The organism is Bradyrhizobium sp. DOA9 (genome assembly GCF_000617845.2).
In the GTDB taxonomy this organism is placed as follows: Bacteria; Pseudomonadota; Alphaproteobacteria; order Rhizobiales; family Xanthobacteraceae; genus Bradyrhizobium.
The window spans coordinates 113,829-136,369 of record NZ_DF820426.1 but is presented as its reverse complement, the minus strand read 5'-3'; the positions used below and the strand labels follow the sequence as shown (position 1 = coordinate 136,369).

The 22,541-nt window shown below is 60.5% G+C and carries 19 protein-coding genes; 6 read left to right on the top strand and 13 right to left on the bottom strand.

The genetic code is table 11. From position 1 onward, the window contains the following. Positions 1 to 4: 4 nt before the first annotated feature. A complete protein-coding gene (locus BDOA9_RS33945) occupies positions 5 to 1,114 on the top strand; it encodes an SLOG cluster 4 domain-containing protein (protein WP_152033715.1) in 1,110 nt (369 codons plus the stop codon). A gap of 151 nt (positions 1,115 to 1,265) precedes the next feature. Here BDOA9_RS33945 and BDOA9_RS37090 read toward each other — a convergent pair whose 3' ends face one another. Further along, a complete protein-coding gene (locus tag BDOA9_RS37090) occupies positions 1,266 to 1,760 on the bottom strand; it encodes a phytanoyl-CoA dioxygenase family protein (protein WP_082847958.1) in 495 nt (164 codons plus the stop codon). A 300-nt stretch (positions 1,761 to 2,060) separates the two neighbouring features. On the opposite strand from BDOA9_RS37090, the gene BDOA9_RS33940 reads away from it, so the two are divergent. Both BDOA9_RS33940 and BDOA9_RS37085 read left to right on the top strand, forming a co-directional pair. Next, complete coding sequence (locus BDOA9_RS33940; RefSeq protein WP_152033714.1) at positions 2,061 to 2,267, top strand: hypothetical protein; 207 nt, start codon at positions 2,061 to 2,063, stop codon at positions 2,265 to 2,267. A gap of 667 nt (positions 2,268 to 2,934) precedes the next feature. After that, positions 2,935 to 4,521: a carbohydrate porin gene (locus BDOA9_RS37085; RefSeq protein WP_082847957.1), complete on the top strand. Its 1,587-nt coding sequence runs from the start codon at positions 2,935 to 2,937 to the stop codon at positions 4,519 to 4,521. Positions 4,522 to 4,808: 287 nt separating this feature from the next. Here the strand turns inward: BDOA9_RS37085 and BDOA9_RS33930 are convergent, their stop codons facing one another. From BDOA9_RS33930 to BDOA9_RS33885, 10 genes are all read right to left on the bottom strand, one after another. Continuing rightward, a complete protein-coding gene (locus tag BDOA9_RS33930) occupies positions 4,809 to 6,287 on the bottom strand; it encodes an alkaline phosphatase family protein (RefSeq protein ID WP_025038402.1) in 1,479 nt (492 codons plus the stop codon). A 73-nt stretch (positions 6,288 to 6,360) separates the two neighbouring features. Continuing rightward, positions 6,361 to 7,164, bottom strand: coding sequence for an MBL fold metallo-hydrolase (locus tag BDOA9_RS33925; RefSeq protein ID WP_025038401.1), 804 nt, complete (start codon positions 7,162 to 7,164; stop codon positions 6,361 to 6,363). Positions 7,165 to 7,360: 196 nt separating this feature from the next. Next, positions 7,361 to 8,584, bottom strand: a complete 1,224-nt coding sequence (locus BDOA9_RS33920; protein ID WP_025038400.1) for an ABC transporter substrate-binding protein — start codon at positions 8,582 to 8,584, stop codon at positions 7,361 to 7,363. A gap of 75 nt (positions 8,585 to 8,659) precedes the next feature. Beyond that, positions 8,660 to 9,649 (bottom strand): alpha/beta hydrolase, encoded by a 990-nt coding sequence (locus BDOA9_RS33915; RefSeq protein WP_025038399.1) that lies wholly within the window; start codon positions 9,647 to 9,649, stop codon positions 8,660 to 8,662. Positions 9,650 to 9,740: 91 nt separating this feature from the next. Continuing rightward, positions 9,741 to 10,796: a succinylglutamate desuccinylase/aspartoacylase family protein gene (locus tag BDOA9_RS33910; RefSeq protein WP_025038398.1), complete on the bottom strand. Its 1,056-nt coding sequence runs from the start codon at positions 10,794 to 10,796 to the stop codon at positions 9,741 to 9,743. 10 nt (positions 10,797 to 10,806) lie between these two features. Beyond that, positions 10,807 to 11,883, bottom strand: a complete 1,077-nt coding sequence (locus tag BDOA9_RS33905) for an aminotransferase-like domain-containing protein (protein ID WP_192859675.1) — start codon at positions 11,881 to 11,883, stop codon at positions 10,807 to 10,809. A gap of 65 nt (positions 11,884 to 11,948) precedes the next feature. Next, positions 11,949 to 13,214 carry an extracellular solute-binding protein gene (locus BDOA9_RS33900; RefSeq protein ID WP_082847955.1) on the bottom strand — a complete coding sequence of 422 codons (1,266 nt, stop codon included), beginning with the start codon at positions 13,212 to 13,214 and terminating at the stop codon, positions 11,949 to 11,951. Between the two features lie 15 nt (positions 13,215 to 13,229). Then, on the bottom strand, positions 13,230 to 14,072 hold the full coding sequence (locus tag BDOA9_RS33895; RefSeq protein ID WP_025038395.1) for a carbohydrate ABC transporter permease: 843 nt from the start codon (positions 14,070 to 14,072) through the stop codon (positions 13,230 to 13,232). Beyond that, a complete protein-coding gene (locus tag BDOA9_RS33890; protein WP_025038394.1) occupies positions 14,069 to 15,043 on the bottom strand; it encodes a carbohydrate ABC transporter permease in 975 nt (324 codons plus the stop codon). The genes BDOA9_RS33895 and BDOA9_RS33890 overlap by 4 nt, the downstream gene beginning before the upstream one ends. Further along, positions 15,040 to 16,218 (bottom strand): ABC transporter ATP-binding protein, encoded by a 1,179-nt coding sequence (locus BDOA9_RS33885; RefSeq protein ID WP_025038393.1) that lies wholly within the window; start codon positions 16,216 to 16,218, stop codon positions 15,040 to 15,042. The genes BDOA9_RS33890 and BDOA9_RS33885 overlap by 4 nt, the downstream gene beginning before the upstream one ends. A gap of 462 nt (positions 16,219 to 16,680) precedes the next feature. On the opposite strand from BDOA9_RS33885, the gene BDOA9_RS33880 reads away from it, so the two are divergent. The 3 genes from BDOA9_RS33880 to BDOA9_RS33870 all read left to right on the top strand — a co-directional run bounded on the left by BDOA9_RS33880 (position 16,681) and on the right by BDOA9_RS33870 (position 20,023). Next, positions 16,681 to 17,880: a pyridoxal phosphate-dependent aminotransferase gene (locus tag BDOA9_RS33880; protein ID WP_025038392.1), complete on the top strand. Its 1,200-nt coding sequence runs from the start codon at positions 16,681 to 16,683 to the stop codon at positions 17,878 to 17,880. A 41-nt stretch (positions 17,881 to 17,921) separates the two neighbouring features. Continuing rightward, positions 17,922 to 18,764: an isocitrate lyase/phosphoenolpyruvate mutase family protein gene (locus BDOA9_RS33875; protein ID WP_244521613.1), complete on the top strand. Its 843-nt coding sequence runs from the start codon at positions 17,922 to 17,924 to the stop codon at positions 18,762 to 18,764. A gap of 344 nt (positions 18,765 to 19,108) precedes the next feature. After that, positions 19,109 to 20,023 carry a LysR family transcriptional regulator gene (locus tag BDOA9_RS33870; RefSeq protein ID WP_025038390.1) on the top strand — a complete coding sequence of 305 codons (915 nt, stop codon included), beginning with the start codon at positions 19,109 to 19,111 and terminating at the stop codon, positions 20,021 to 20,023. Between the two features lie 44 nt (positions 20,024 to 20,067). Here the strand turns inward: BDOA9_RS33870 and BDOA9_RS33865 are convergent, their stop codons facing one another. Both BDOA9_RS33865 and BDOA9_RS33860 read right to left on the bottom strand, forming a co-directional pair. Continuing rightward, on the bottom strand, positions 20,068 to 20,469 hold the full coding sequence (locus tag BDOA9_RS33865) for a hypothetical protein (protein ID WP_025038389.1): 402 nt from the start codon (positions 20,467 to 20,469) through the stop codon (positions 20,068 to 20,070). A gap of 893 nt (positions 20,470 to 21,362) precedes the next feature. Continuing rightward, positions 21,363 to 22,517: a glycoside hydrolase family 88 protein gene (locus tag BDOA9_RS33860; RefSeq protein WP_025038388.1), complete on the bottom strand. Its 1,155-nt coding sequence runs from the start codon at positions 22,515 to 22,517 to the stop codon at positions 21,363 to 21,365. Positions 22,518 to 22,541: the final 24 nt, after the last annotated feature.

The window sequence follows — 22,541 nt, the reverse complement described above, 5'->3', positions numbered from 1 at the left end:
TGCCGTGGGCGTCATTGTGCCAAACCAACTGTACACCGCGCAGGACTTGCTGGGAGGCTTCAATCCGTGGGACCCCATGGGCTTCACGCTTTCGCGGGACTTTGCGATCTACCGTGAATTCGCGACCGACGGCGGGCCGGTACCGACGTCGCTCGCCGTCCGCGCCGCGCAAGCGGCGCACGACGCCGCCATCGCCGATGCGCTACGAATCTTTCTGAAGACGGTTCAACGGCCGCTCGTCGGCGTCATGGGAGGCCACAGCCTTCCGCGCGACCACAAAGCCTATAAAGCGATCGCCCATCTTGCGCGCGATCTTGCCCGCGAGCACTTTCTTTTGGTGACGGGCGGAGGACCGGGTGTGATGGAGGCCGCCCATCTCGGCGTCGCCTTTTCATCATTCGAGAGCGTTGGCCCGCTTGACGAAGCCATCGGACTTATAAGTGCCGTGCCAAGGGCGCCCCTTCTGGACGACCTTTTCACCGATACGTGGACCATCAAGGAGGAAAAGCTCGGTGCGATCGATGGCGCACGCAAATGGCTGAAAGCGGCCCTCGACGCGCGAGGCAAGGCACCTGAGATCCTGCCGGTCAGTCTTGCTATTCCGACTTGGCTTTACGGGGCAGAGCCGACCATGCCCTTTGCGACGCATTATGCGAAGTATTTTCAAAATAGCCTGAGGGAGGAAGCTCTTGTCAACAACTCGCGCGCCGGCATCGTCTATGGCCGGGGCGGAGGCGGCACCATGCGGGAGATTTATCAGGACGTGGAGCGGAACTATTACGCGAAGAGTCTTGATGAAGTGACCCCCATGATCTTCTTTGATCCTGATAAATACTGGGAATTGGATCCCCTCATGGGTGAGGCCGGAGCGACATCGCCCAGCATCAATGTGAAGCCGACGATTCGCCCAATCCTGATACTTGGCCTCGGGTCCGACAAACGTCCTACGAAGGAGGTCGAGGCCTGCCTTGATCAGAAATTGCTTTTCACCACGGATCATGCTGCGATCGTCAAGGCCCTGCGAGGGCACGAGAAGAAGTCACAACAGAACCTGACATTTGCGTTGGCGGCCGAGCCGCTAAAGATCGGCACACTCAAAATGAATCGCCGATAGCAGATCCGCAAACCGTCGCTTCGATGTGATGCCAAGCCTGCGCGCGTCGGAAAAGTTTGGTTTCGAACCGTCAATCAGCATCGTGTGATGAAGGGAAATCTGGCCGGGTCTGAGCTCTAGATCGACCGCGCACCTTTCATCAACTTCGACCTCAACATCGTGGCCGCGGCTGAGCAGGTTGTTCTTGTCCGCCGTATCCCTGTGGGGCAGTTGGCCTTGAGTGATGGGTCCCCGGTATGACCCGCATGCATCCGTTCTCGCGGTTGCTTGGCGTCAACGCGATCCAGGCCGTGACAACGCTGGGCTCCGAAAGGCCCCAATATGTGCTGTCCTGATGCCAACTTACAAAGCCGGGATCGCGAGGCTTCTTATCACAATGGCCTGTGGCCCATGCCAGAATGTCGGGGCCAAGAACATCTTCAACCGCATCCAAAATCTTCGGATGTCGCATGAGATCGTTCAGCCACATCATCAGCAGATGCGGCTTCATCTTCGCCCGCGTCCACAGATCACGTTCCCGGCGTTCAAGATCTTCCATCCGGGCGAAGAACTGAGCCGCTTCCTCCGGCGAACGCGCATCAATCGGACAGACAAAGCCACCAGACTTATACTGTTGGACCTGGGTTTCGCTCAGAAGTTTCGGCATTGGCCTCTCCTTGACCTCGCATTCAGTCGGACAAGTGTCTCGCACCACAATCGCAGTCGCGAATTCTTGGCGTGGCCCTCACGGGGTCCATCCGCGCCAGAGAAACGGTCGTTTCCTCCCGCATCGGACAAACCACGGTTGTCGCAGATGTAGCTTTGATAAAGCTCCAGCATGTGACATTCATCGAATAATTCGATCTAATGTCAGTCACATGCAACGAAAGCGCACACAACGCTTGTGATGAGAAAGCGGGCAAGGCAAGCTGGATCTGAGCAATTGTCCTTCATGACGTGGGCCGACATGACCGAGCTCGGGATAGCGATAAGCTTCAAATCAGGTCGATGGTCGCTGAGCTTTGATCTTAACAAGATAGAGCAGTTCAAGAGTGTGCACGGCGCTGACAGCTTTGTTGAGGAAGGCTGTCGCTACGTTAGCGACCAATGCGGCGAGCTCGGCATCACGGACGATCTCTGGCTGTGGCTGGAAGCAGTAAGAGCCAATAGGTAGGCCGGCGATTTCGGGCCGTACAACACCTGGATACAAGAGTTGGTACCATCTTTGGGGCGCGCAGATGGTCTCTTTAGAGAGGCCACCGGCCGAAGCTTGAGCTTCTGAGCGACCGAGGGCCGGGCATTTGCGAATGTCGGCGCTGTTGAACGCAGCCTTGCGTTTGCTGAAGTCTTGCCTGTCAGCAAGAGTTGGCTGAAAGGCGCGTGCCTCCTTGAAAGACGCGCGAAGCTGAGCCGAAGTCTCGTGCCCGACCATGGGGGCTGAATGATGTTCCCGGACACGGCAAGTGTCGATGGGGTCGATGCGATCCTTGCTGATGTGAGATGATCGGCGCCAGAATCTGAAGCGTTTCTTAGGCGTAGTGCAACTGGCGGTCGGGCGTCGCATTCATTGGCATGGGCTGGCTCCGCCCTGCCGCGAAGCGGACTGCGCCCCAACGACGCGATCGTGCCCCAAGAAGCGAGTGCGCCAGACGGCCGTCTTCCTTATCCCGCGGAGCGCGCCAGAGGAGGTTACGGAGGCTGCCCGGCTCCTGACCCTCACGTCCTTCAATCGCACAGCTTGGGCTCAAGCATCGAATAAGGCGATGGATGTCATCGCTGCGTAGTGAAGCGAATGCGATGGAAGCACTTCCAAGTAGACCTGCTGGTTCACGGAGGGGTTAATGCGAGTTGAACAAATTGAAACGATCGGCCTACGATGGTTGCAGAGCGAACAGCTGTTGCCGCCGGGAGATAAATTCAGACCTCACGTTCAGTCAGGTGTCAAACTAAGGTTTGCGGTCGCATTATCGCTGACTGCAAGTCTGTTTGGCGGCCCGGCACTGGCTCAAACGGTCAGCACCGTCGGCTCGGCAAATGAAAGCGCAATCGGAGCGGCCAAGATCAAGCCTCAAAAGAAGAAGTCCGCCGGAAAACTGGAGAAGAGCTTCCGAGCAGGAGCCGTTCCGGCTGGAGCCAACTCGGCCCTCGTGCGCGTTCGCGGCGGGGACATGCGTCAGGAAAAGATTGATCCTTTCGCCAAATTTCAGAATCTTCGAGAAAAAGGATTGTCCGTCAACATTCCTGGACCCGCCGACACAGTCGATCGGGACATCGGAGGTGTAAGATCCGCGTTGGCAGAGGCAGGGATCGGCTATATCGGCTGGACCCAGAATACCTACACGAACAACCTGCTTCCCGACGCAGCGAAGAGCACCATCGCCAAGCAGCTGTACAATGGCCAGAATCCCACCTACAGCACCGTAAATTACATGATGGTGGTCTATGATCTCAGCCGGTACGGCATCCCTGACGGGCAGATCGTTGTGGGCACTGAGCATCAGGCCTGGAGCTGGCAACCGGGAGGGCCCGACCGGTGGGGCATCAACGAGATCGCCTACTACCAGACGCTATTCGACCGTAAGGTTGAGCTGAAATTTGGCTATCTTAGAAACGCAAACGAATTCCTCGGACCGACAGTTGGCGGGAACGCGGGTGCCAACGTGTTTGGCCCTTCTTCCAACATTCTGTATCAGGGTGGCGAGAGCAGCAACGCGACGCCAACCCCGGCTGTCAACGTCAGGTACAATTTCGATAGGAACCTGTACACTAAGGCCACCATTCAGCGCTCGATCAGTCCCGACGGCGTCGCAACTGAAGTGACGCAAAATCCGACGGGCCTCGATTTGAGCACGCCGAACACCGGCGTTCTCTTCATGGACGAGACTGGTTATCAGGCGAAAGCTGCTCCTGGGTCGGTCGAGACATGGGTCCGAGCTGGCGTTGGTGTCAACAACAGCCGTTATACAAATCTCGCCTTCCCGAAACAGCCTCGGTCGAACGAGAACAATTTTTACTACGTAGCCGGTGACAGGCAGCTCTGGCAGAGCGATGCGCAAGGACTTGCTTCGCGCGGACTTTATGGTGGCTTTTCCGTCATGGGTGCGCCACCTGACCTGAACAAAGTCGCGCAGTACTATGAGCTCCGCTTCTACGTGAAGGGCCCGTTCGACTGGCGGCCAACCGATCAGATTTCGCTCGTTGCGACCCGAACCGTTTGGAGCAACATTGCTGTGCAAACGGCTCTTGCTGCCGGTAATCTCGCGCATAGCGATAGCAAGGCGATCTCGGCGACTTATTCCGCACATCTTGCACCGGGCGTCTACGCGAATATCGGTTTGTCCTATATCGATCACCCGACGAGCATCACGTATACGCCCCAGACGGGGCATGCTCTGAACTTTTCCGCATCGACATCGATCTTCTTCTAGAAGCCCTCGGGGGTTGCGCAGCGCGTCGATCAGATGGGCTGCGCAGCCTTCCAGTAAGTTCGAGCGGGCGGTTGACGCTGATATGCTTGTCGAGCCACGTTTGCGGCCTGGAAGACGCAAAGGGGCTCTTGTGGTCGGCCGCCGCGAAAGGAGGAGTTCGTCCGAGCCCTAGTCGGAGGATAGCGGGGCTTCCTGGTTTTCCTCTCCTTGAGCGCTCTCACAGGGCCAAAAGTCTAGGACGCAGCTATAAATCGGGGGCAGTTGGTTCGCGAGGCATGGTAGCTTCATCACTCAATCCAGCCGCCGGCGATATAGCTGGCGTTACCGACATGCTCCCGGCGGAGAACCTGGATATAATGTCTAAGCCGTGCTGTTGAGCGCTCTTCGCGCAGGCCGAGATGGTGGGGCTTTGACGACAGCGCTTCGTGAAGCACACGGCCCCTCATGTTAGGCGCTGAAGACAGCCCAAGTAGATGCAGAATGGTCGGTACGATGTCGCAAATTCCTGATGGCGAGAAAGACGAAACCCCGGTTCGTGGAAACGCGGTGCCGGCAACGATGCCGAGTGCCGCAAGCTCGTTCGGGTGAAGACCGCCGTGCAGGCCGAGCCCCGTGCGGCGATCATTGTCGTAGAAGGTCCCTCCCACAAGGCCGAAGGCATCGACGCTATCGTCGGTGCGGAATGAGAACGCAACATCCGGCGCACGGGCGTGGTCTGCGAACACGAGGGCGCTCGAGAGGCTGCCCGGGGCAATCCCCTCCACCTCATCCTTTGCCCGCGTGAAGACCAAACCGCACCATGGCTCGGTCGTGATCGCCGCGACCAGACGCGCAACTTTCGCATCATTTGGCTCTTCGAGATAAACTGCGCCGACTTGGCCTGGGACGACCACGACGTCGACCCCGGGACCAGGGGCAATCCCCGGACAAAAACCAGCCGCGCTCAGGCTGTCGGCCACAGAGACGCGCGTATGGCCGGTGATATGGCCATGATCCGACACGGCAAAGATCTGTACACCAGCCGCCCTGCCCTCCGCGTCCCACCAGTCGAGCACGCGGCCGAACTGGCGATCGCAATATGCGATGATGGATTTGGTCTCGTGGGCTGCGGTGCCATGGAAATGGGACGTCACGTCAGGCTCTCCGAACGAGAGAATGGTGACATCAGGACTGCATCTCGGCCACACATAATCCAGGAAAGCCGACGTGATCCAATCCTGCCCGGCGCGGTCGGGCTCTACCTTGGGCGGCGCCGGGGGCAGCGGCCCGAGCTGCGCCTCGATCTCGGCCAGGACGCTGGAAGGCGTGCATGCCTCAGAGAAGTGGCCGGAGAGACGGACATGCCCGAAGTCTTCGGCCTTGTGGTGGAAGAGCCTGGTCGTGCCCGGCGTATTGGTGGCTAGCACCGCCAAGCTACGGCCATTGCGGGCCAGGAGCTCGCCAAGCGAAGGCGCCGAGAACAGCCGCCCGTTGCTCTCCACATCGAGCTCGCGCAGGAGAACAGCGTCCGACGTATCGATATAGCGCGCTGGCGCGACTGAGCGGTCGACATATTTGTTGCCGACCATGCCGTGACGATCTGGCGTCGTGCCCGTGACGAGGCTCGGGAATGCGGACCGGGTTTCGCTCGGATACACGGTGCGATGGTTTGCGAGCGTCAGCCCGGCCGCTTTCAGCCGCCACAAGTTTGGGGTGAGCTCGGCGCTGATAAGATCCGGACGCAGTCCGTCGAAGCTGACAAGGAGAATTCGAGGTGTTTCGTGCATTAAATCAGGTCCGTGTTTCTCAGATGCCAATTCCGATCGCCAGTTGGCTCAAGGGGGGCTGCGACCGGCCCCCTCACGCCCCCGACAAACGCCGAACGCTTCCGTTCGAATCCAGGCTGATCCACTCACTCGGCATCAGGACGAGCGATTCAGGAACCCTCTCACCGGCGGCTTTCGCTTCTTCAAGACAGCGCTGAAATTGACGGACCAGCGGATCGTCCGGATCAGTGTAGTGACACGGCAAAACCGTCTTCAGCCCGAGCCACTGGGCCGCCAACAGGCCTTCGCGCGGTGAAAGATCCGTGGTGAGCTTGCGCCCTGGCCTTGGGTCTGCAATGCCGCTCGGGTTGGCAATGCCGAGCGACCCGATGGTGGGCTGGTAGAGCTCGCCCTGCAGGCGCATGTCGGAAAACAAGGAGGTATCACCCGGGTGATACCAGCGCACGCCTCCTCCGAGCTCGATGATGTAAGCCAAGGGAATGCCGGAAACGAACGACCCGTCCGGCATCGTCGCGCCTGAGCAATGCCGGCACTCGATGGTCTGGATTTCGAAACCGCAGATCTCGAGGCGCATGCCCCAAGCCGTCGGCCTGATCTGAGATTGCGGAACGTCGAGCGCCCGCAAATAGGCCTGGACTTCATTGCCGCACAAGACCGTCGCGCCTGTACGTCTGGCAATCGCCGGCGTGTCACCCAGATGATCCCGAGCCGCATGCGTGACGATAATGAGGTCGACGCGATCGAAATCTTCGGCGGCCACTGAACAGGCGGGATTACCGGCGAAGAACGGATCGAGCAGGATTCGCCTGCCATCGGGTGCAAGGATTTCGTATGCTGCAACACCGTGGAATCGAACTTTGTGAATTGGATCACTCACGGCGGTTTCCTCCGGAAAGAGAGCAGGAAGTTGGTGGGACGGCAGCCCGGTCCGATCGCTAGGGCAGTTGGAACACGATGCGGCCTCCGAGCTCGGGAGACGCTCGTGTGCGAGATTCACGGGCTCGAGCGGCAGGGGCGCCTCGCGCTGCGGCCCGTGCAGGACTGGCCGAAGGCCTCTGATTTCGCAGGTGACGTCATTTCGGGAGCAACTGCTGGACCGCTTCGGTCATCTCCTTCATGGCCGCGTCGGGTGAGCGGCGCTGCGTCACCACATCCTGCAGCAGCAGGCGGATGCGGTCGGTGATCCTGAGCGAGTTGTCGCCCGGGAACGAATACCATCCGCTCGCTCTGTTAGCCGCCCGTATCGAGGCCATCCGGGGGTCGGCAGGCGGCATCGACGCTTCAAGCGCTGCGATGGCCAGATGGTTGCCCGGAAGATAGCTGGTTACCTCGGAAATGACGCTTTGTGCCTTCGGGCTCGCCATGAACTTCATGAAGGTCCAAGCGGCCTTCTGGCGCTCGGGCTTGCGGGTGATCATCATCATGCAGTTGCCGCCTGCCGGCAGCCGGCCTTTGTCCACGAGCGGGATGGGCGCCGTGCGCAAATCAAATTTCACGTTTTTGAGCTGCGTCTTGAGGAATCCGCTCGATGTCACGATGATCCCGATCGTTCCGGCCGAGAAAGCTTGATAAGCCTGTTCGCGGGGCATATCGACCTGGCCTGCTTTGCCGAAATCTCTGAGCGTTTCGAGTGCACGCAGCCCCTCTGATCCCTTGAACGTGATCTGGCGATCGCCGGCTGACATCATTCGGCCCCCTTGCGACTCGATGAGCGCCATGAACGTCCAATTGCCGGCGGAGGCGTAATCGAAGAATCCGCCGACGAGATTGCTGCCGAGAGTTGTGATTCTCGCAGCCAGGGCGGTGATCTCCGGCCATGTCTGCGGGAGATGGTCTGGATCGCCGCCGGCGCGCCGCACGAGTTCTGCGTTGTAGTAGATGATTGGCAAGGAGACGATGAACGGCAGGCCGTAAGGCTGGCCGTTGCTCCGGCAGAGATCCTCCGACACCGCGCGGTAGTTGCTCTCAACCCAGGATTTGTCTTGATCCAGGAACGGCGACAGGGACACCGCCAATCCTCTTTGCGTGGTCAGTTCAGAGCGATTGTAGCCCTGAAAAACGACATCGGGCGCTGTCCCGGTGATGTTGTCGCGGAGCAAACGTTGGGTAAGGTCATCGTAATCGACGGCCGGCGGGCGCACGGTCACCTTGATATCCGGCTGTTCGGTCTTGAACGTCTCCACGAGTTGAGGCGGAATGAGCGAGCCGAGTGAGACGACGTCGATATTGACGGCCCCGGCCGGCCCGGAGCACGCGCCTATCAGCAAGAGCAGCGGGAGAAGGGTTTGTCGGAACATTTACTTACTCTGGACGATGAAGCTGACGGGAGAAAGCGGAAGCTCAAGAGGCAAAGTGCGAGGTAACTGCAAGGGTTAGCTCACATGCTTTACGCCAACGCCCGCCAGGAACTGGCCGGCGGTTCTGAGGGCATCGCCAGCGCGGGGCACAATGCGTACGCGATTGGCAAAGCCGTGGATCAAGCCATCATATCGCCGAACCTCAACGGGAACGCCGGCAGCCTTCAGCCGCGACACCATCTCGAGCTGATCGTCACGGAGCACGTCGAGCTCCGCGATCGCCATCCAGATCGGGGGCAAGCCCTTCAGCTCTGCATGGAGAGGTGCGAGGTAGGGGTTCGTCGGTGATGTGCCCTCGGGGACGAGCGCTCGGATATAGTGCTCGACCCGAGCCTTCGACATGCCGAACTGTCCATTGCCGAACAGCTGATAGCTCTCGCGGTCGGTATTCATCATATCATAGGCGCCGTAGAATAGCGCCAGGCCGGCGGGCAGAGTCTTGCCCTGATCCCGCCGCCGCAGCGTGGATGACATTGCCAGAGTTGCACCTGCCGAGCCGCCTGCTACGGAAATCCGGCTCTCATCAAGGCCGTAATTCCCGGCTGAAGCAAACAGCCAGTCCAGCACTTTGACGATGTCGTCGAGAGCAGCGGGATAGGGATGTTCGGGCGCCAGACTGTACTCGGTCGAGACCACCGCTAGACTTCCATCCTCGGCCAATCGTCGGCAGATGCAGTCGCAATGATCGAGAGAACCCCGAACAAAGCCGCCACCATGCATAAACAATGTTACGGGCAGCCTTCCCTCGCCGTTTTTGTAGAGGCGGGCTCTGATCGGGCCGCGCGCCCCGTCAATTGAAAGAGGAACAACCGTCCCGATCTCAGGTGAGCCTTCGTTCCAGAAAGGAGCGAACCTTGCTTGCTGGTCTCGGTCTCCCTGAAAAGTGGTGGGCGGCCCGCCATCGGCCTTTACCATTTCTGCCAATGTCGCCATCGCGACCGACATGTCGGGATCGATCAGCTCTGTGGAGGCTGGCTGCCCGCCGCGGGAGATCTGGGTAGACATGACGAAATGACCTCGGTTGGAGTGAAAGCGAGACGGCAAAGGACCGGTGGGTCCGTCGCCATGGGCCGCCTGGGCGCGGGCTTAAGATGCTTCAGACGGTGCGAGAGGGCGACCAGTCTCGGCCAAGAGCAAAGACGCAATCGCCGCGCCCGGTTCGCGCGGGTAGCCATCTTGTGAGCACGATACCGTCGGTCTTGGCGACAACCGGCTCAGGATCCCGCCATGGAGTCGTCGTGAAGTGGATTCGGCCGACCACCTGGCCGGCTGCAACCCTGTCGTTAAGGCCCACCAAGGGTTCGAACAGCCCTCGCTCGCTGCTGTCGGCATAAATATAGTCCCGGCTGAGAACGCGCGCGACGAAGTGGCATTCAGGCGCAGCGCGATCGCTCAGAGGGCGCTTGGTTGCGCCGACGTGGTGGAGGAGCCGCGCCAAGCCATGTTCAGCCAGCTCCAACGCAGCGCGATTAACGTCGCCGCCGCCACCAAGCTCGGTTGACAGATGCTTGACGCCCTGCCGGCGGCAGGCGCCGATCAATGCGCCATCCCCGCCGGTCGAATGTTCGATGATCATGCCCGTTGGCATGCCGAAGACGCGCAGACGCGTCAGTGCCTCTTCGAGCTGGCCCGGATCAGGCGGCCGCGCAATCACCGCGCAAGGCAGATACTCGACGTTGCGGCTGCCTGAATGGAGGTCTACGACATAGTCGACGCGTGGCAGAATGACGCTCTCGATAAAATGGGCGATCATCGAGGTCGGACCACCATTTGGGTCCCCGGGGAACTGACGGTTCAGGTTGCCGTCGTCAAGCGGTGAATTGCGGCGATCGGCCCGGACCGCCGGCGCATTTGCAGCCGGCAGGATGATCAGCCGACCACGCACGTCTTCGACGTTCAGCGCGCGGATCAGCTTCATCAGAATGACCTGGCCTTCATATTCGTTGCCGTGATTGCCGGCCATCAGCAACACGCTCGGTCCTTCTCCGTTGCGGATCGTCGCGATCGGAATCGGCTCGCAATTGTAGCCGGCATCGTCACCGGAGCGGTCGTGCACCGCGAGCGGCAGCCAAAGGAAGCCGGTCTGCTTGCCGGGCGCATCGATATCGAGATCGGTCCAAATTTTCGATGATTGTTTGGGTTTTTCGTTCACAGCTTATCTCCTATCCCCGATAGACCTTCGTGATCGCAGCGAGTCCTCGCTCGAAGGCTGCGCGATCCCGCGGCGTGCCCGTGCCAAAGCGAATTGCGTTTGGCGCCGGGCTGTCGTTCATCGCGTATGTGCTGGCTGGGCTGACGTCGACGCCCAAGGCCCGCACTCTGGCGACGAAATCTTTGGCGGGACGGTCCGCCGGCAGCGGCAGGAAGACGTGCAGGCAATCCGGCCGGCTGCGAAGGTCGGGGCTGGAGACGCTCTCGCTGACCATGGCTTGACGGACCCGCGTCTCGGCCCGCACCGCTTCGATAATGTCCTCGACGGCGCCGGTCTCGATCAGCGACGATACGATCGCCCCGTTCATCGGGGCGCACATCCAATAGGTCGCGCGCACGCCAGGCCAGAATCGTTCCGCCGCGGCTTCGGCGCTTGGCGCCACCACATAGGCGATCTTCAACGCGGCGGACAAGGACTTGGCGGTGCCGAGCACATACCAGGAGATCTCCGGTGCGAAGCTCGAGAGCGGCGGTGGGGCGTCCTTTGGCAGGAGGCTGTAGATGTCGTCCTCGATGATCGCAACCTCGTAGCGCCGACAGATCTCTGCGATGGCTTTGCGCCGCTCGACGCTCATCGTTCCCGTCGTCGGGTTCTGGATGGTCGGCATCGCATAATAGGCTGCTGGCCGCTCAGTACGGCAAATTGCCTCCAACGCCTCCGGCACGGCGCCCTCGCCGTCCATCGCGACGGGCGACAGTTCGAAGCCGAGATGCTGGGCGAAGGTTTGCACGGTCGGGTAGCTCAGAGCCTCGATCGCGAGGCGCCGATTTGGGCCCACGATACCCGCAAGCAGCATCATCAGAATGCTTTGCGTGCCATTTGCAACCACCACTCTGTCTGCCGCGGGACTCTCCGGCATGCGGCGGCCGACAAAACGCGCACCCAGCGCGCGATCGCGTTCGCTGCCGCGAAACTGGTGCGCGCCGATCAGATGGCTGGGCTCGCAACTGCTCATCACATGCTGAACGGCGGCGCGATAGGCGTCATCGAAGACGTGTGGCACCTTGGGCGGCAGATTGCCGCTCATGTTCAGAACGTCGCTTGGACGAAAAGACAGCGTCATGGAGGGGTCCCGGTTGAATGAAGAGCAGCTCAAGAGCTCAAGAGCTTGCGGGTCTGATCGGCCATGGCCTTCAGCGCGGCGTCCGGCCTGGTGCGGTGCACGACCACATCGCGCATCACGTCGGCCATCATGTCCGTGATCTTGACCGTATTGTCCTTGGGGAACGAGAACTGGTCCGTGGTGAACTCCAGCGCGTCAACGATCGCGCTGTGATAGGGATTGATCCGCAGATACTCTTTGCGGAAGGCTGCATCTGCGAGAGCCGACACGTTCACCGGCATGTAGCCGGTCTGCCGTGCCAGAATCATCTGCCCCTCGGCTTCCGCAGCAAAGCGCAGGAAGGCCCAAAGCGCTTTCTGACGATCCGGATCCTTTGTGAAGACCATGAATCCGTGGCCGGCTCCCACGAGACGGCCATTCGGACTTGGGAGAGGCAAGCGGCCGACCATCAGCTCAAAACGTCCTTCCGCAGCCTTGGAGACGGAAGTGGTTCCGCTTGCCGATCGAATCAGAATTCCACAAGCACCGGCATTGAACGCTTGCCGGGCCTGCTCGCGGCTCATGTTGGGCCCACCTGCGTCACCGAGCCGCCAGAGAAGCTCCAGGGCGCTTCGGCCTTCGGGCGCGTCGAAGGCGATACCGGAAAGATCAGAGGTCATCATACGCCCTCCGAAACCTGCAACCAGGTTCTGAAATATCCAGGCGTTGCTCGCGTCATATTCAACGAAGCCGCCGATGAGCGTCTGGTCGAGCGCCGAGATCCTTCCGGCTATCTCGACGATCTCGTCCCATGTCGCGAGAGGCTGCGCGGCTGTGTAACCGGCGCGACGGAGCAAGTCCTTGTTGAAGTAGACGACAGGGATCGTGGTGCCGAACGGCATCGCGAGGATGCCACGGTCGCCGGATACGGACTCAAGCAGCGGCCCTGGCAAGCCGAGTTCATTGAAGGCTCGGCGGCCGCCGGCGAGAGCATCGAGAGATTGCAGGTAGCGGCGGCGGGCCAGCAGAGGCGCGTAGGTCAGCGACTGCCAGGTCGCGTCCGGCAGGCCGTTGACAAGGCCCTCGCGCAAGGTGACTTGCAGCAGCGGATCCCAATTGTCGCCTTTGCCCACAAACTCGATCGTGATTGCCGGGTTGAGCCTTGTAAATCGAGACGCGAGCTCACCAAGCATTTTTTGGTGGATCCCGATTGGCGCGCTGATCCTCAGGCGTGTCTGAGTAACGGATGCCGCTCGCCCGGTCGGCATGGCGGCGGCACAGAGCCCGATGATGGCTTTTCTGCGGGTCAGAGTCATTTGCGCTTCATGATCCTACTTGACCGCTCCACCCGTGATTCCTTCGACGAACCATTTCTGAGCGGCGAGAAAGGCAATGACCAAGGGAAGAACGACGAGTGTCGATGCGGCCATCAGAGGGCCGTAATCATTTCCGGCTTCCTCGCTCTTGAAGGCCATGATGCCGAGGGGCGGAGGCATCAATGATTCATCCCGCACGGCGATCAATGGCCAGAACAGATCGTTCCAGTGACCGACGACCGAGAAGATCGAGAACGCAGCAAGCGCTGGTGCGGCCATCGGCACCATGATCTTCCAGACGATTGAAAGCTCGGATAGCCCGTCGAGACGGGCGGCGTGAACCACGTCGTCAGGGATGGTCTTGAAAAACTGCCGGAACAGAAAGATCCCAAATGGCGATACGACATAGGGAAAGATCAGCGCAGCGTAAGTATTAAGAATACCGAGCTGATATCCAAGGATGAAGAGTGGGAGCGACAGCACCTGGTGTGGCAGCAAAAGCCCAATGAGCACCATGCCGAACAGCAGATCTCTACCGGCGAAGCGAAGCTTTGCGAGTGCATAAGCGCAAGGCGCGCAGACCAGAACCTGCAAAATCAAGATCAAGGCACAGACGAGCAGGCCGTTGCCCATATAGCGCGGTAGCGGGGCCTCGGTGAGCGCTTTGCCGTAGTTTTCGATGCCATAGAAATGCGTTGGCCAGAACGAAAAGGACGCGCGGAAGATTTCCCCGGGTGGCTTGATGGATAGCGAGATCATCCAGACGAAAGGAAGAAGGATCACGGCCCCGGTCAGGAGCAGAACGGCATGGCGAAGAATGCCTGAAGGCATCGACAAGCTGGAACTGGCCTGACTCATTGATAGTGCACCTTCTTGTCCACGATGCGGGTCTGGACGAGAGTGAGCGTGACGACGATCAAGAGGAAGACGACCGCAACCGCCGCGCCATATCCGGTACGCAGATATTCAAAGCTCTCGCGATAGAGCGTGTAGAGCAGCAGCTCGGAGGCGTGACCGGGGCCGCCTTGCGTCAACACCTTTACGGTGTCGAAGGCCTCAAACGCCCTCAGAGCCACGACGATGACGACGAACATCGTGACGGGCCCGAGCATGGGCAGCGTGACGGTTCGCAGCCGGTCCAGCCACATATCCGCGCCATCGACGTTGGCGGCGTCATAGAGATCCTGCGGTATGCTTTTCAGACCCGCAAGGAACAGAACCATCGCATAGCCCAGGTTCTGCCAGATACCGATCACAGCCAGCACGGGGAGTGCTGTATTCTCGTCACGCAACCAGTTGGCGGTGGGCAGGCCCATTGCTGCAAGCGTCTGGTTGATGAGGCCGATTGTTGGATGCAGTAGCGCCTCCCAGGCGATCGCCATGGCGGTCAGGGTTGCCATGAAGGGCAGAAAGTGAATGGCGCGGTAGAATGCCCGGCATGACCGGCCGCTTTCGATCAGAAGCGCGATGGCAAGCCCAGAGACGACCGTGCCTGGTACCACGATCAGAACGTAGAGAATGGTGTTGAGAAGCGAGGCTCTAAAACCTTGGTCCGTGAAGACCTCGCGGAAATTAGCAAGCCCCACAAAGGAGAAGGAGGCAGATCCGAATTGCCAATCCGTCAGCGCGATCAAAACGACGCCCAGCACAGGGACGAAGAACAGAGCGAGCAGCAGGAAAACCGCAAGTCCAGCCAGCATCCAGGCCGTTGCGCCTTCTGCAAAGGCGCGCCGCTTCGCTGGCGAAGCCGAGAGCAGCTGGGAGGCGCCGCGATCGCCCGCCTGCGCCATCGTGCCTGCGGACTCCATTGTCGCGGCAGGCCGGCTCATTGGGCGACGTCCCGGAAGGGGGTGACCGAGCTTGGTGTGGCCTCGTCCTGCCGACGCAGCCGGCGCCCGGTGCGGGTGAAGAGCAGGACGCGCTCCGGCCGCACGCCAAGATGCAAGGTCTGGCCTGGTGCGATATGAGGGGCCCGCTCGGCAAGCAGCCTTGCGATGAAGGGATGATCGAGGCCTGCAAGATCGAGGTGAACGAAAAGATCGGATCCCATATGTTCGATCATCCGCACCGAGCCGGTCAGAGCGCCCTGCCCTCCATGATCCGTTAGGTGCAAGTTCTCGGGCCTGATGCCGAGCGTGAGCGGCGTGCCGGGGAGCGCGTCCGCGTCGATGGCGAGCGTCGAGCCGACGACGTCGATTGCGCCGCGCTCGCGGACCACGCCATCGAGCATGTTGATCTTGGGCGAGCCGATGAATTCGGCGATCCGCCGGTCGTCAGGATCGGCGTAGATGTTCTGAGGCGGCGCAACCTGCAGCAACTCGCCCTCGAGCATGACGGCGACCCGGTCCGACAGCGTCATCGCCTCCGCCTGGTCGTGGGTGACATAGACGAAAGTGCTCCCGAGCCGCTGATGCAATTCCTTGATTTCCGTGCGCATCTGGACGCGTAGCTTGGCATCGAGATTCGACAACGGCTCGTCCATCAGAAAGACCGCGGGATGACGGACCATGGCCCGGCCGACAGCGACGCGCTGGCGCTGGCCGCCCGAGAGCTGGCCGGGTTTGCGGGCAAGGAGGTGGCCGATTCCGAGCGACTTGGCGGTGCGCGTGACTTCCGTATCGATCTCGGCGGCCAATCTCGTCACGGAGGGCAGGAGCCGGCCGACAAAAGGCCAGCGCTGGATGGCTGAGAGACGGCGCATCCGAAGTGGCAGGGCCATGTTGGCGGCCACCGTCATGTGCGGGTAGAGCGCATATGACTGGAACACCATGGCGACGTCCCTGCGCTTCGGGCGCAGTCCATCGACACTGCGCTCGCCGATCGAGATCGAGCCGGCGTCCTGCATCTCCAGGCCCGCCAGGATGCGCAGGAGCGTGGATTTGCCGCATCCGGACGGACCCAGCAGCGTCAGGAACTCGCCATCGGCGATCGACAGCGAGACATCGCGCAGAACCGCTGCCGGGCCGAAACTTTTCTGGATGCCGCTTATCGAGACCGATGCCATTTCCGATGTTTCCAGTGACCGTGGGCCGTTCGGTCGATATCCCGCGCCCCCAAGCGCTGGGATGAGCTGAGCGCTGGGACTAGCCGGCCTTAAAGGCTTAATGTGCTACGGTTGGATGACGCGCATCGAACAATTCGATGCTCTCTTGCACCAACGCGATGGTGGATGCGGATGTGATCGAAAGATATGACGGCCGCTCGATCGCGGGGTTCGACAGCGGTCGGCGCCGATGCCGAGCAAAGCACCAGGGGTGGAGGACAGGAGGCAAATCGCGTGCGATTTGTGGGGCATAGGCCATTGATCTTCCATCCGCCTTTGGCAGGACGAGAGTTCGAGCGTGTCACATGCATCGCGAGATTCGATCGTCTAATCGAGAAGAGCGATGGATCAACTGGGTGAGCCGCTCGCTAGCGGGTACAAGCCCCGGCGAAAAGTGCATCCGCGTTGTGCAGGTTCGAAATCGTGTCCCTTATCGCCGAACGTCTCAAGCTCGTCCGTCCCTCCGAAACCAAGGCCATGACGGCGCGAGCCGCCGAGCTACGTGAAGCTGGCGTCGATGTCATCACGCTCAGCCAGGGAGAGCCGGACTTCGACACGCCTGCCTCTGTTTGCGAGGCCGGCGTTCGCGCCATTCGTGATGGCCGCACGAGGTACACTCCGGTCGCCGGAATCAAGCCGCTGCGCGAGGCGGTTCGAAGGAGTTTTCAGCACGATCACGGCCTCGACTACAGCCTCGACCAGATCACGGTCGGCTGTGGCGCCAAGCAGGTCGTGTTCAACGCACTCTTCGCCACTCTCGATCCGGGCGACGAGGTCGCGATCCCGGCGCCCTGCTGGGTATCTTATCCCGACATGGTCGCGCTCGCAGGTGGAAGGCCGGTCATGGTCTCCTGCGACGAATTCCATGGGTTCAAGCTGCGCCCGGACGCTCTGGAAGCTGCGATCACCCCGCGCACCAAGTGGCTGATGCTGAACTCGCCATCAAATCCGACCGGTGCTGTCTACAGCAAAGACGATCTGCTGGCCCTGGCGGATGTGCTGCGCCGGCACGGCGAGGTTCACGTTCTGTCAGACGACATTTACGAGAAGCTGACCTATGGCACTGAGTTCGCAACCATGGCAGCCGTTGCACCCGACCTGTCCGGCCGCACACTGACTGTCAATGGCGTTTCGAAGGCTGACGCAATGACGGGCTGGCGTGTGGGTTATGGCGCTGGACCTTTGCCCCTGATCAAAGCCATGAATCTCATCCAGGGCCAGACTTCATCGCATACGAGTTCGATCTCCCAATATGCGACCATCGAGGCGCTGTCCGGCGGCCGTGATCATGTAAGGGAGTTTGCGAGTGCCTTTGTGCAGCGGCGTGATCTGGTCGTCTCCAAACTGAACCAGGCCGAGGGGCTCAACTGCAGGATGCCGGACGGTGCCTTCTACGTGTTCCCCTCCTGCGCGGGCGTTCTCGGCAAGCGCACACCCGATGGCAAATTGATCGCAACCGACACTGATTTTGCCATGTATCTGCTCGACGCCTTCGCCGTGGCGGTGGTGCCGGGCAGCGGCTTCATGGCCTCTCCCTACATCCGCGTTTCCTATGCGTCCTCCCTCGAGGATCTCGCCCGGGCCTGTGACCGCATCATCGCCGCCTGCGCGGCCCTATCCTGAAGGACCTCTCGATGTCTGCAGCCAAGCGCCTGCGCGCCCGCATGGCCGAAACCGGCCTCGTTCACATCATGGCAGCCCATAGCCCGCTCTCCGCGGCGCTCGCCGAGGAAGCCGGCTTCGATGGCCTGTGGGCCTCCGGCTTCGAGCTCTCCGCTCTTTACGGCCTTGCCGACATGAGTCTCATCTCAATGACGCAGCATCTCGATATGCTGCGTGCCATTGCAGGCCGCACCACGTTGCCGATCGTTGCCGACATCGATACCGGCTACGGCAATGCGATCAACGTCATCCACGCCATCACGGAATATGAGCTCGCGGGCGCCAGCGCAGTTGTCATCGAGGACAAGACCTTTCCCAAGGTGACGAGTTTGGCCGCCGGCGGCCGTCAGGAGCTCCTGCGCGTTTCCGAATTCCAGGGAAAGATCGAGGCCGCCAGAGCGACGAGACGGGATCTGGCCTTTTTGATTATCGCGCGGACCGAAGCCCTGATCGCTGGCCTTGGTGAGACGGAAGCGCTTGAGCGGGCACGAGCCTACGAGGCGGCTGGTGCCGACATGATTCTGATCCATTCGAAAACGAAGGATCCCAGCGAGATCGAAAGTTTTTCGAGGGCCTGGAAGGGAGCAGTCCCGCTCGTGATCGTCCCCAACGCCTATCCTGATCTCGATGCCGAGCGGGTGAAGGCCCTCGGCAACATCCGGATGATGATCTATGGCAATTACGGCATTCGCGCTGCCGTCACGGCCATGCAACAAACCTTTCGGCGCATCATCGCCGATGGTGGCGTGCAAAACGTCCACAAGGAGATTGTCGCGGTCGAAGAGATCTTCCGGCTGCAGCGCATGGACGAGGTTAAGAAAGCAGAGACCCGCTACTTGCGCTAAGAAGGGCCGGTGCCGTCCGGCTCATACAAGTTGCAGTGCTGGTAACGCCAGCGACCGCGGTTTCCTTTGGCGACGAGTGAGCAACGGGCGTAACCGGCCGGCGTACGGGACGCAAAGCGTCTTTACGACAATGACTCGCCCCTGCTCTCGCAGGCAAAGTACGCCCTTGGCCCCGTCGTCGTTCCCAATTCTACACAGATCGCCCGAAAAGAGGATTTCCAGCGCGCAATACCGCAGATAAGCGGAATTCCGCCCGGAATCATCGAATAATGTGATCCAACAATCGCCTTTGGAAATGTATTCAGGATAGAGACTTGGCCGGCAAGGAGCTAGCGAAGCACAAGATGTCTGCCGAAGGCGAGGAAGTCCCGCTCAACGCGATCCGCGTCTTCGTGACCATCGCACGAGAGGGAAGCGTCACCCGCGCGGCGGCGGCCTTGAGCATAACGCAGAGCTCTGTGAGCCGCTATCTGTCTGTGCTCCAGGATTACTTCGGCGCCGAACTCATGCAGCGGCGGGGCCGGCGAAGCCAGCTGACCGAATTTGGGAGACTGTTTGCAAGCACCGTTGCCGAACCGCTCGATACTGTATGCTTCACAGCCAAGCGGATGCGGCGCAGGAGCCGGCAGGAGACCAATCGGATCGTGGTCCGCACCTCACTGTCGACCTTCGCCTATTCTTTTCTGATTCCCAATCTTCAGGCCTTTTCCGCTGAAATGGGCGGGGTGATCGTCGATGTGGTCAGTTCACTGTCGCCGCCGACCTCCTCAGATGACTACGATATCCTGATCACGCGGGATCTGTCGGTTATCGAGCCGGCCGATGATTGGGAGATCTACAATGAGCAACTCGTCTGCGTCGGATCTCCAAGTCACGTCGGAGGCAAGAACATATCAATTGTCCGATCGACGCCGATCCTCAACATCACGTCCAGGCCCGACATATTGCCGACTTGGCTGCGAGCGATGAACCTGACCTCGCACGACATCAAATCGGGCGCGCGATATGACCATAATTATCTGGCGCTCCCCGCCGTCATGACAGGCAGATGCCTTCTTGTGGTTCCCGAAATCATCGTGAGCGACATGGTGCGTCAGGGTGTTTTGCATGTTGTGCCGGGAACCCGGACGCCGAGCGGCATGCACTATCGCGCCTATGCAGTTGATCGCAGCGACAACCCGGAGATCGGTCGCGCCTTTTGCAGGTGGTTGGTGCGTCTTTGCAGAAAAGCCGCTCTTCAGGAAGCGGAAGCTTCCTGAGCCCCACAGCAAGCCAGCCGAGCTGCCCGATCTTGCGAAGCGGATCAGGACGCGCGGGTTCTTTCCCGGGCGGCGCGCAGTCGTTCGTTTCGTCGTCGCCGGCCGCGGATTCTCTTCAGTGGAATCTGGATAGATGCTTTTGGCGGCTGCGCTTCTGCGCCGCCGGTATCGGTCGTTTGCTCGGCCACGACAGGCGGCCGTGCCTCCATGAATTCCAGGACGGCGCGGCCCTGGTCCGTGATTCGCCAGCCTCCGCTCAGCCGCTCGACCAACTTCTGGGAGAAGATATCCAGATCCGGTACGCGCGAGCCCAAACGCTTGGTCCGCTCGGCCCAGTCCCGGCCGCTGGTCGCAAGGATTGCCATGTCGCGTTTGAGGTCCGCCATGACGGCAAACCCGTCAGGATAGCTCACCAGGATCTTCAGGACAGTGACCTGAAAATTCACGCTACGCTCGCCACGTGATGGAAGGGCTGCAACGCCTCAGCTCTGCTGAACCGCTTGGATGAGCCGGACGAATTTCCGGCTTTGGCGTTTGCTTTGAAAAGAGGACGGTCGTTGCGGGAGCGGGAGTGTGTCGCAGCCGGCGGACTCGCCAGACCTTCAAGCAGGGCGACAGGCGCAATATCGTGCCGGCTTCAAACATGAAAACTTCCCAGACGCACAATTAAGCCAGGGTGACCGCTTTCGCAGCGGACGTGGTATAACAGATAACGAATGGATCAAAAGCATACATATGTGGGTATGCATTGCAACGGCCCGGTCGCGGATCCTTAGGACGTCACCCGTTTGCGCCTGCACCACCGCTTTGGCGGGCTTAGCTCTTTCTATCCGAGCCATCCGGCAGGTGCGCGCCGCATATCAAAGCGGCCGATCCTGCAGCGGTTTTTCGAAGAGGATCGCGAGAAGTGGGATCATAGCCTCCTCCGATCAGCTGAAAGTTCGTCCTGGTCGACCTCGGGAAAGATTGGTTCTTCGCCGAAAGGACGGTTGATGATCGCGAGAACTTTTGGAGCTGCGTAGATTCGGTCGCGGGCGTAGCCGGTCCTCTCTTGCAGAATGCCGGCTTCCTGCAACTCAGCGGCACCCGGGGGGATCGCAGGGCTATGAGGTATGGGCTGTTGCGGGCCCGATGCGGCTCAATCGAATGCTGCCATCAAGCCAGAACGGAGGGTGCGGCACGATCCGATGTTCTTTGTAATTTGCAGGGTCGAGCGTCGTTCGCAGCGTGGTCGCGGAGGTGGAGAGCGAAAACGGCTCCGCTATTTCTGAGTTCGAGATCTGCTTCCCGCGCGCGGAAATTGCTGGATATTGCGCCAGCTTTGGCCGGGACCGTCCCTCTATATGCGTCCAGCAGGCACGAGGCCCGTGAGTACCGCAAGACACTCAAACAAAAAGTAGCTGCCAAATATCAGTTCTGCGTTCGGTGCTGTGTCGATATCGCGCGCAACCTGCTTTCGGGTGAAGCATCCTCCGGTGAGCATTCCAGGGGGACGCTGATCGCCTGGCCCAATGGACGTCAGATATCCGGTGACTAGCTTGCTCACGGTGCGCTCAGCGAAGTCTCGGTACTTGGTGCCGTCGGTTCGGCCGAGCGCTGCTGCAAGCCTCAACGATGCTGCTGCCGCGATGGCCGTGGCTGCGGTATCCCTGCTTGTAGTCGGAATTGCGGGGTCATCGAAGTCCCAAAATGCAATGAGGTCCCCGGGAACATGGTCGATCCACCAGTTCAACACGCGCTTTGCATAATCGCGCCACATCGGCTCCTGCGGACGAACCATGGCGGCATGAGCGGTGTAGAGCATCCCCCAGCCCTGAGCACGTGCCCAGGTGCTGACGTCGCTATAGCCTTTATGCGTATGCGTTCTCCGTACCGCCCCCGTTTCCGGGTCCAGTGTGGACGATTGGATCACCGAGTTATCCGGCCGGACGTGGATTTCCAATACCCTGCGCATATGAGCATTGGCGACCTCCTCCATGTGCTGATCGGCAAGCTGGTCAGCGGCCCAGTAAAGCAGGCCCGTGGCCTGAAGGGAGTCGATGCTGCTTTCGGCCAAGCCCACGGCGCTGGCCTCCTCGGCATCCTGGCCAAGAGGAATCAAGCCCAATTTGGGGTCGAACATCTGAGCCAGGGATCGAGCTGCCGTGAGCGCTGCGTTGCGGGCCATTTCATCGCCGAGGAGGATGCTTCCAAGTGCCCCCCCATGGTAGAAGCCAAAGCCCTTGAATGCGGTTCGCCGTTCGGCTCGCGGGAGCATGCGGGCCAGCGCCGCATACGCATCAGATTTCGAGAAGCGCTGCGGATCCGCCAGATGGGCAAGCCAGAGCTGGCCGACGAAGGCGCCACCAGTCCAATCACCGTCGGATGTGAACGTCCATCGTCCGTCCTCGGTGCGGGCCCAATGCGGCAGGCCTGCTGTAGAGGCATCATCGCGTGTTTGCGCGATGCGTACCAGCATGCGCTCGCGCGCGGACAAGAACTCGTTTCTCGACATTGGTCTCTCCCAGGACAGCAGTGG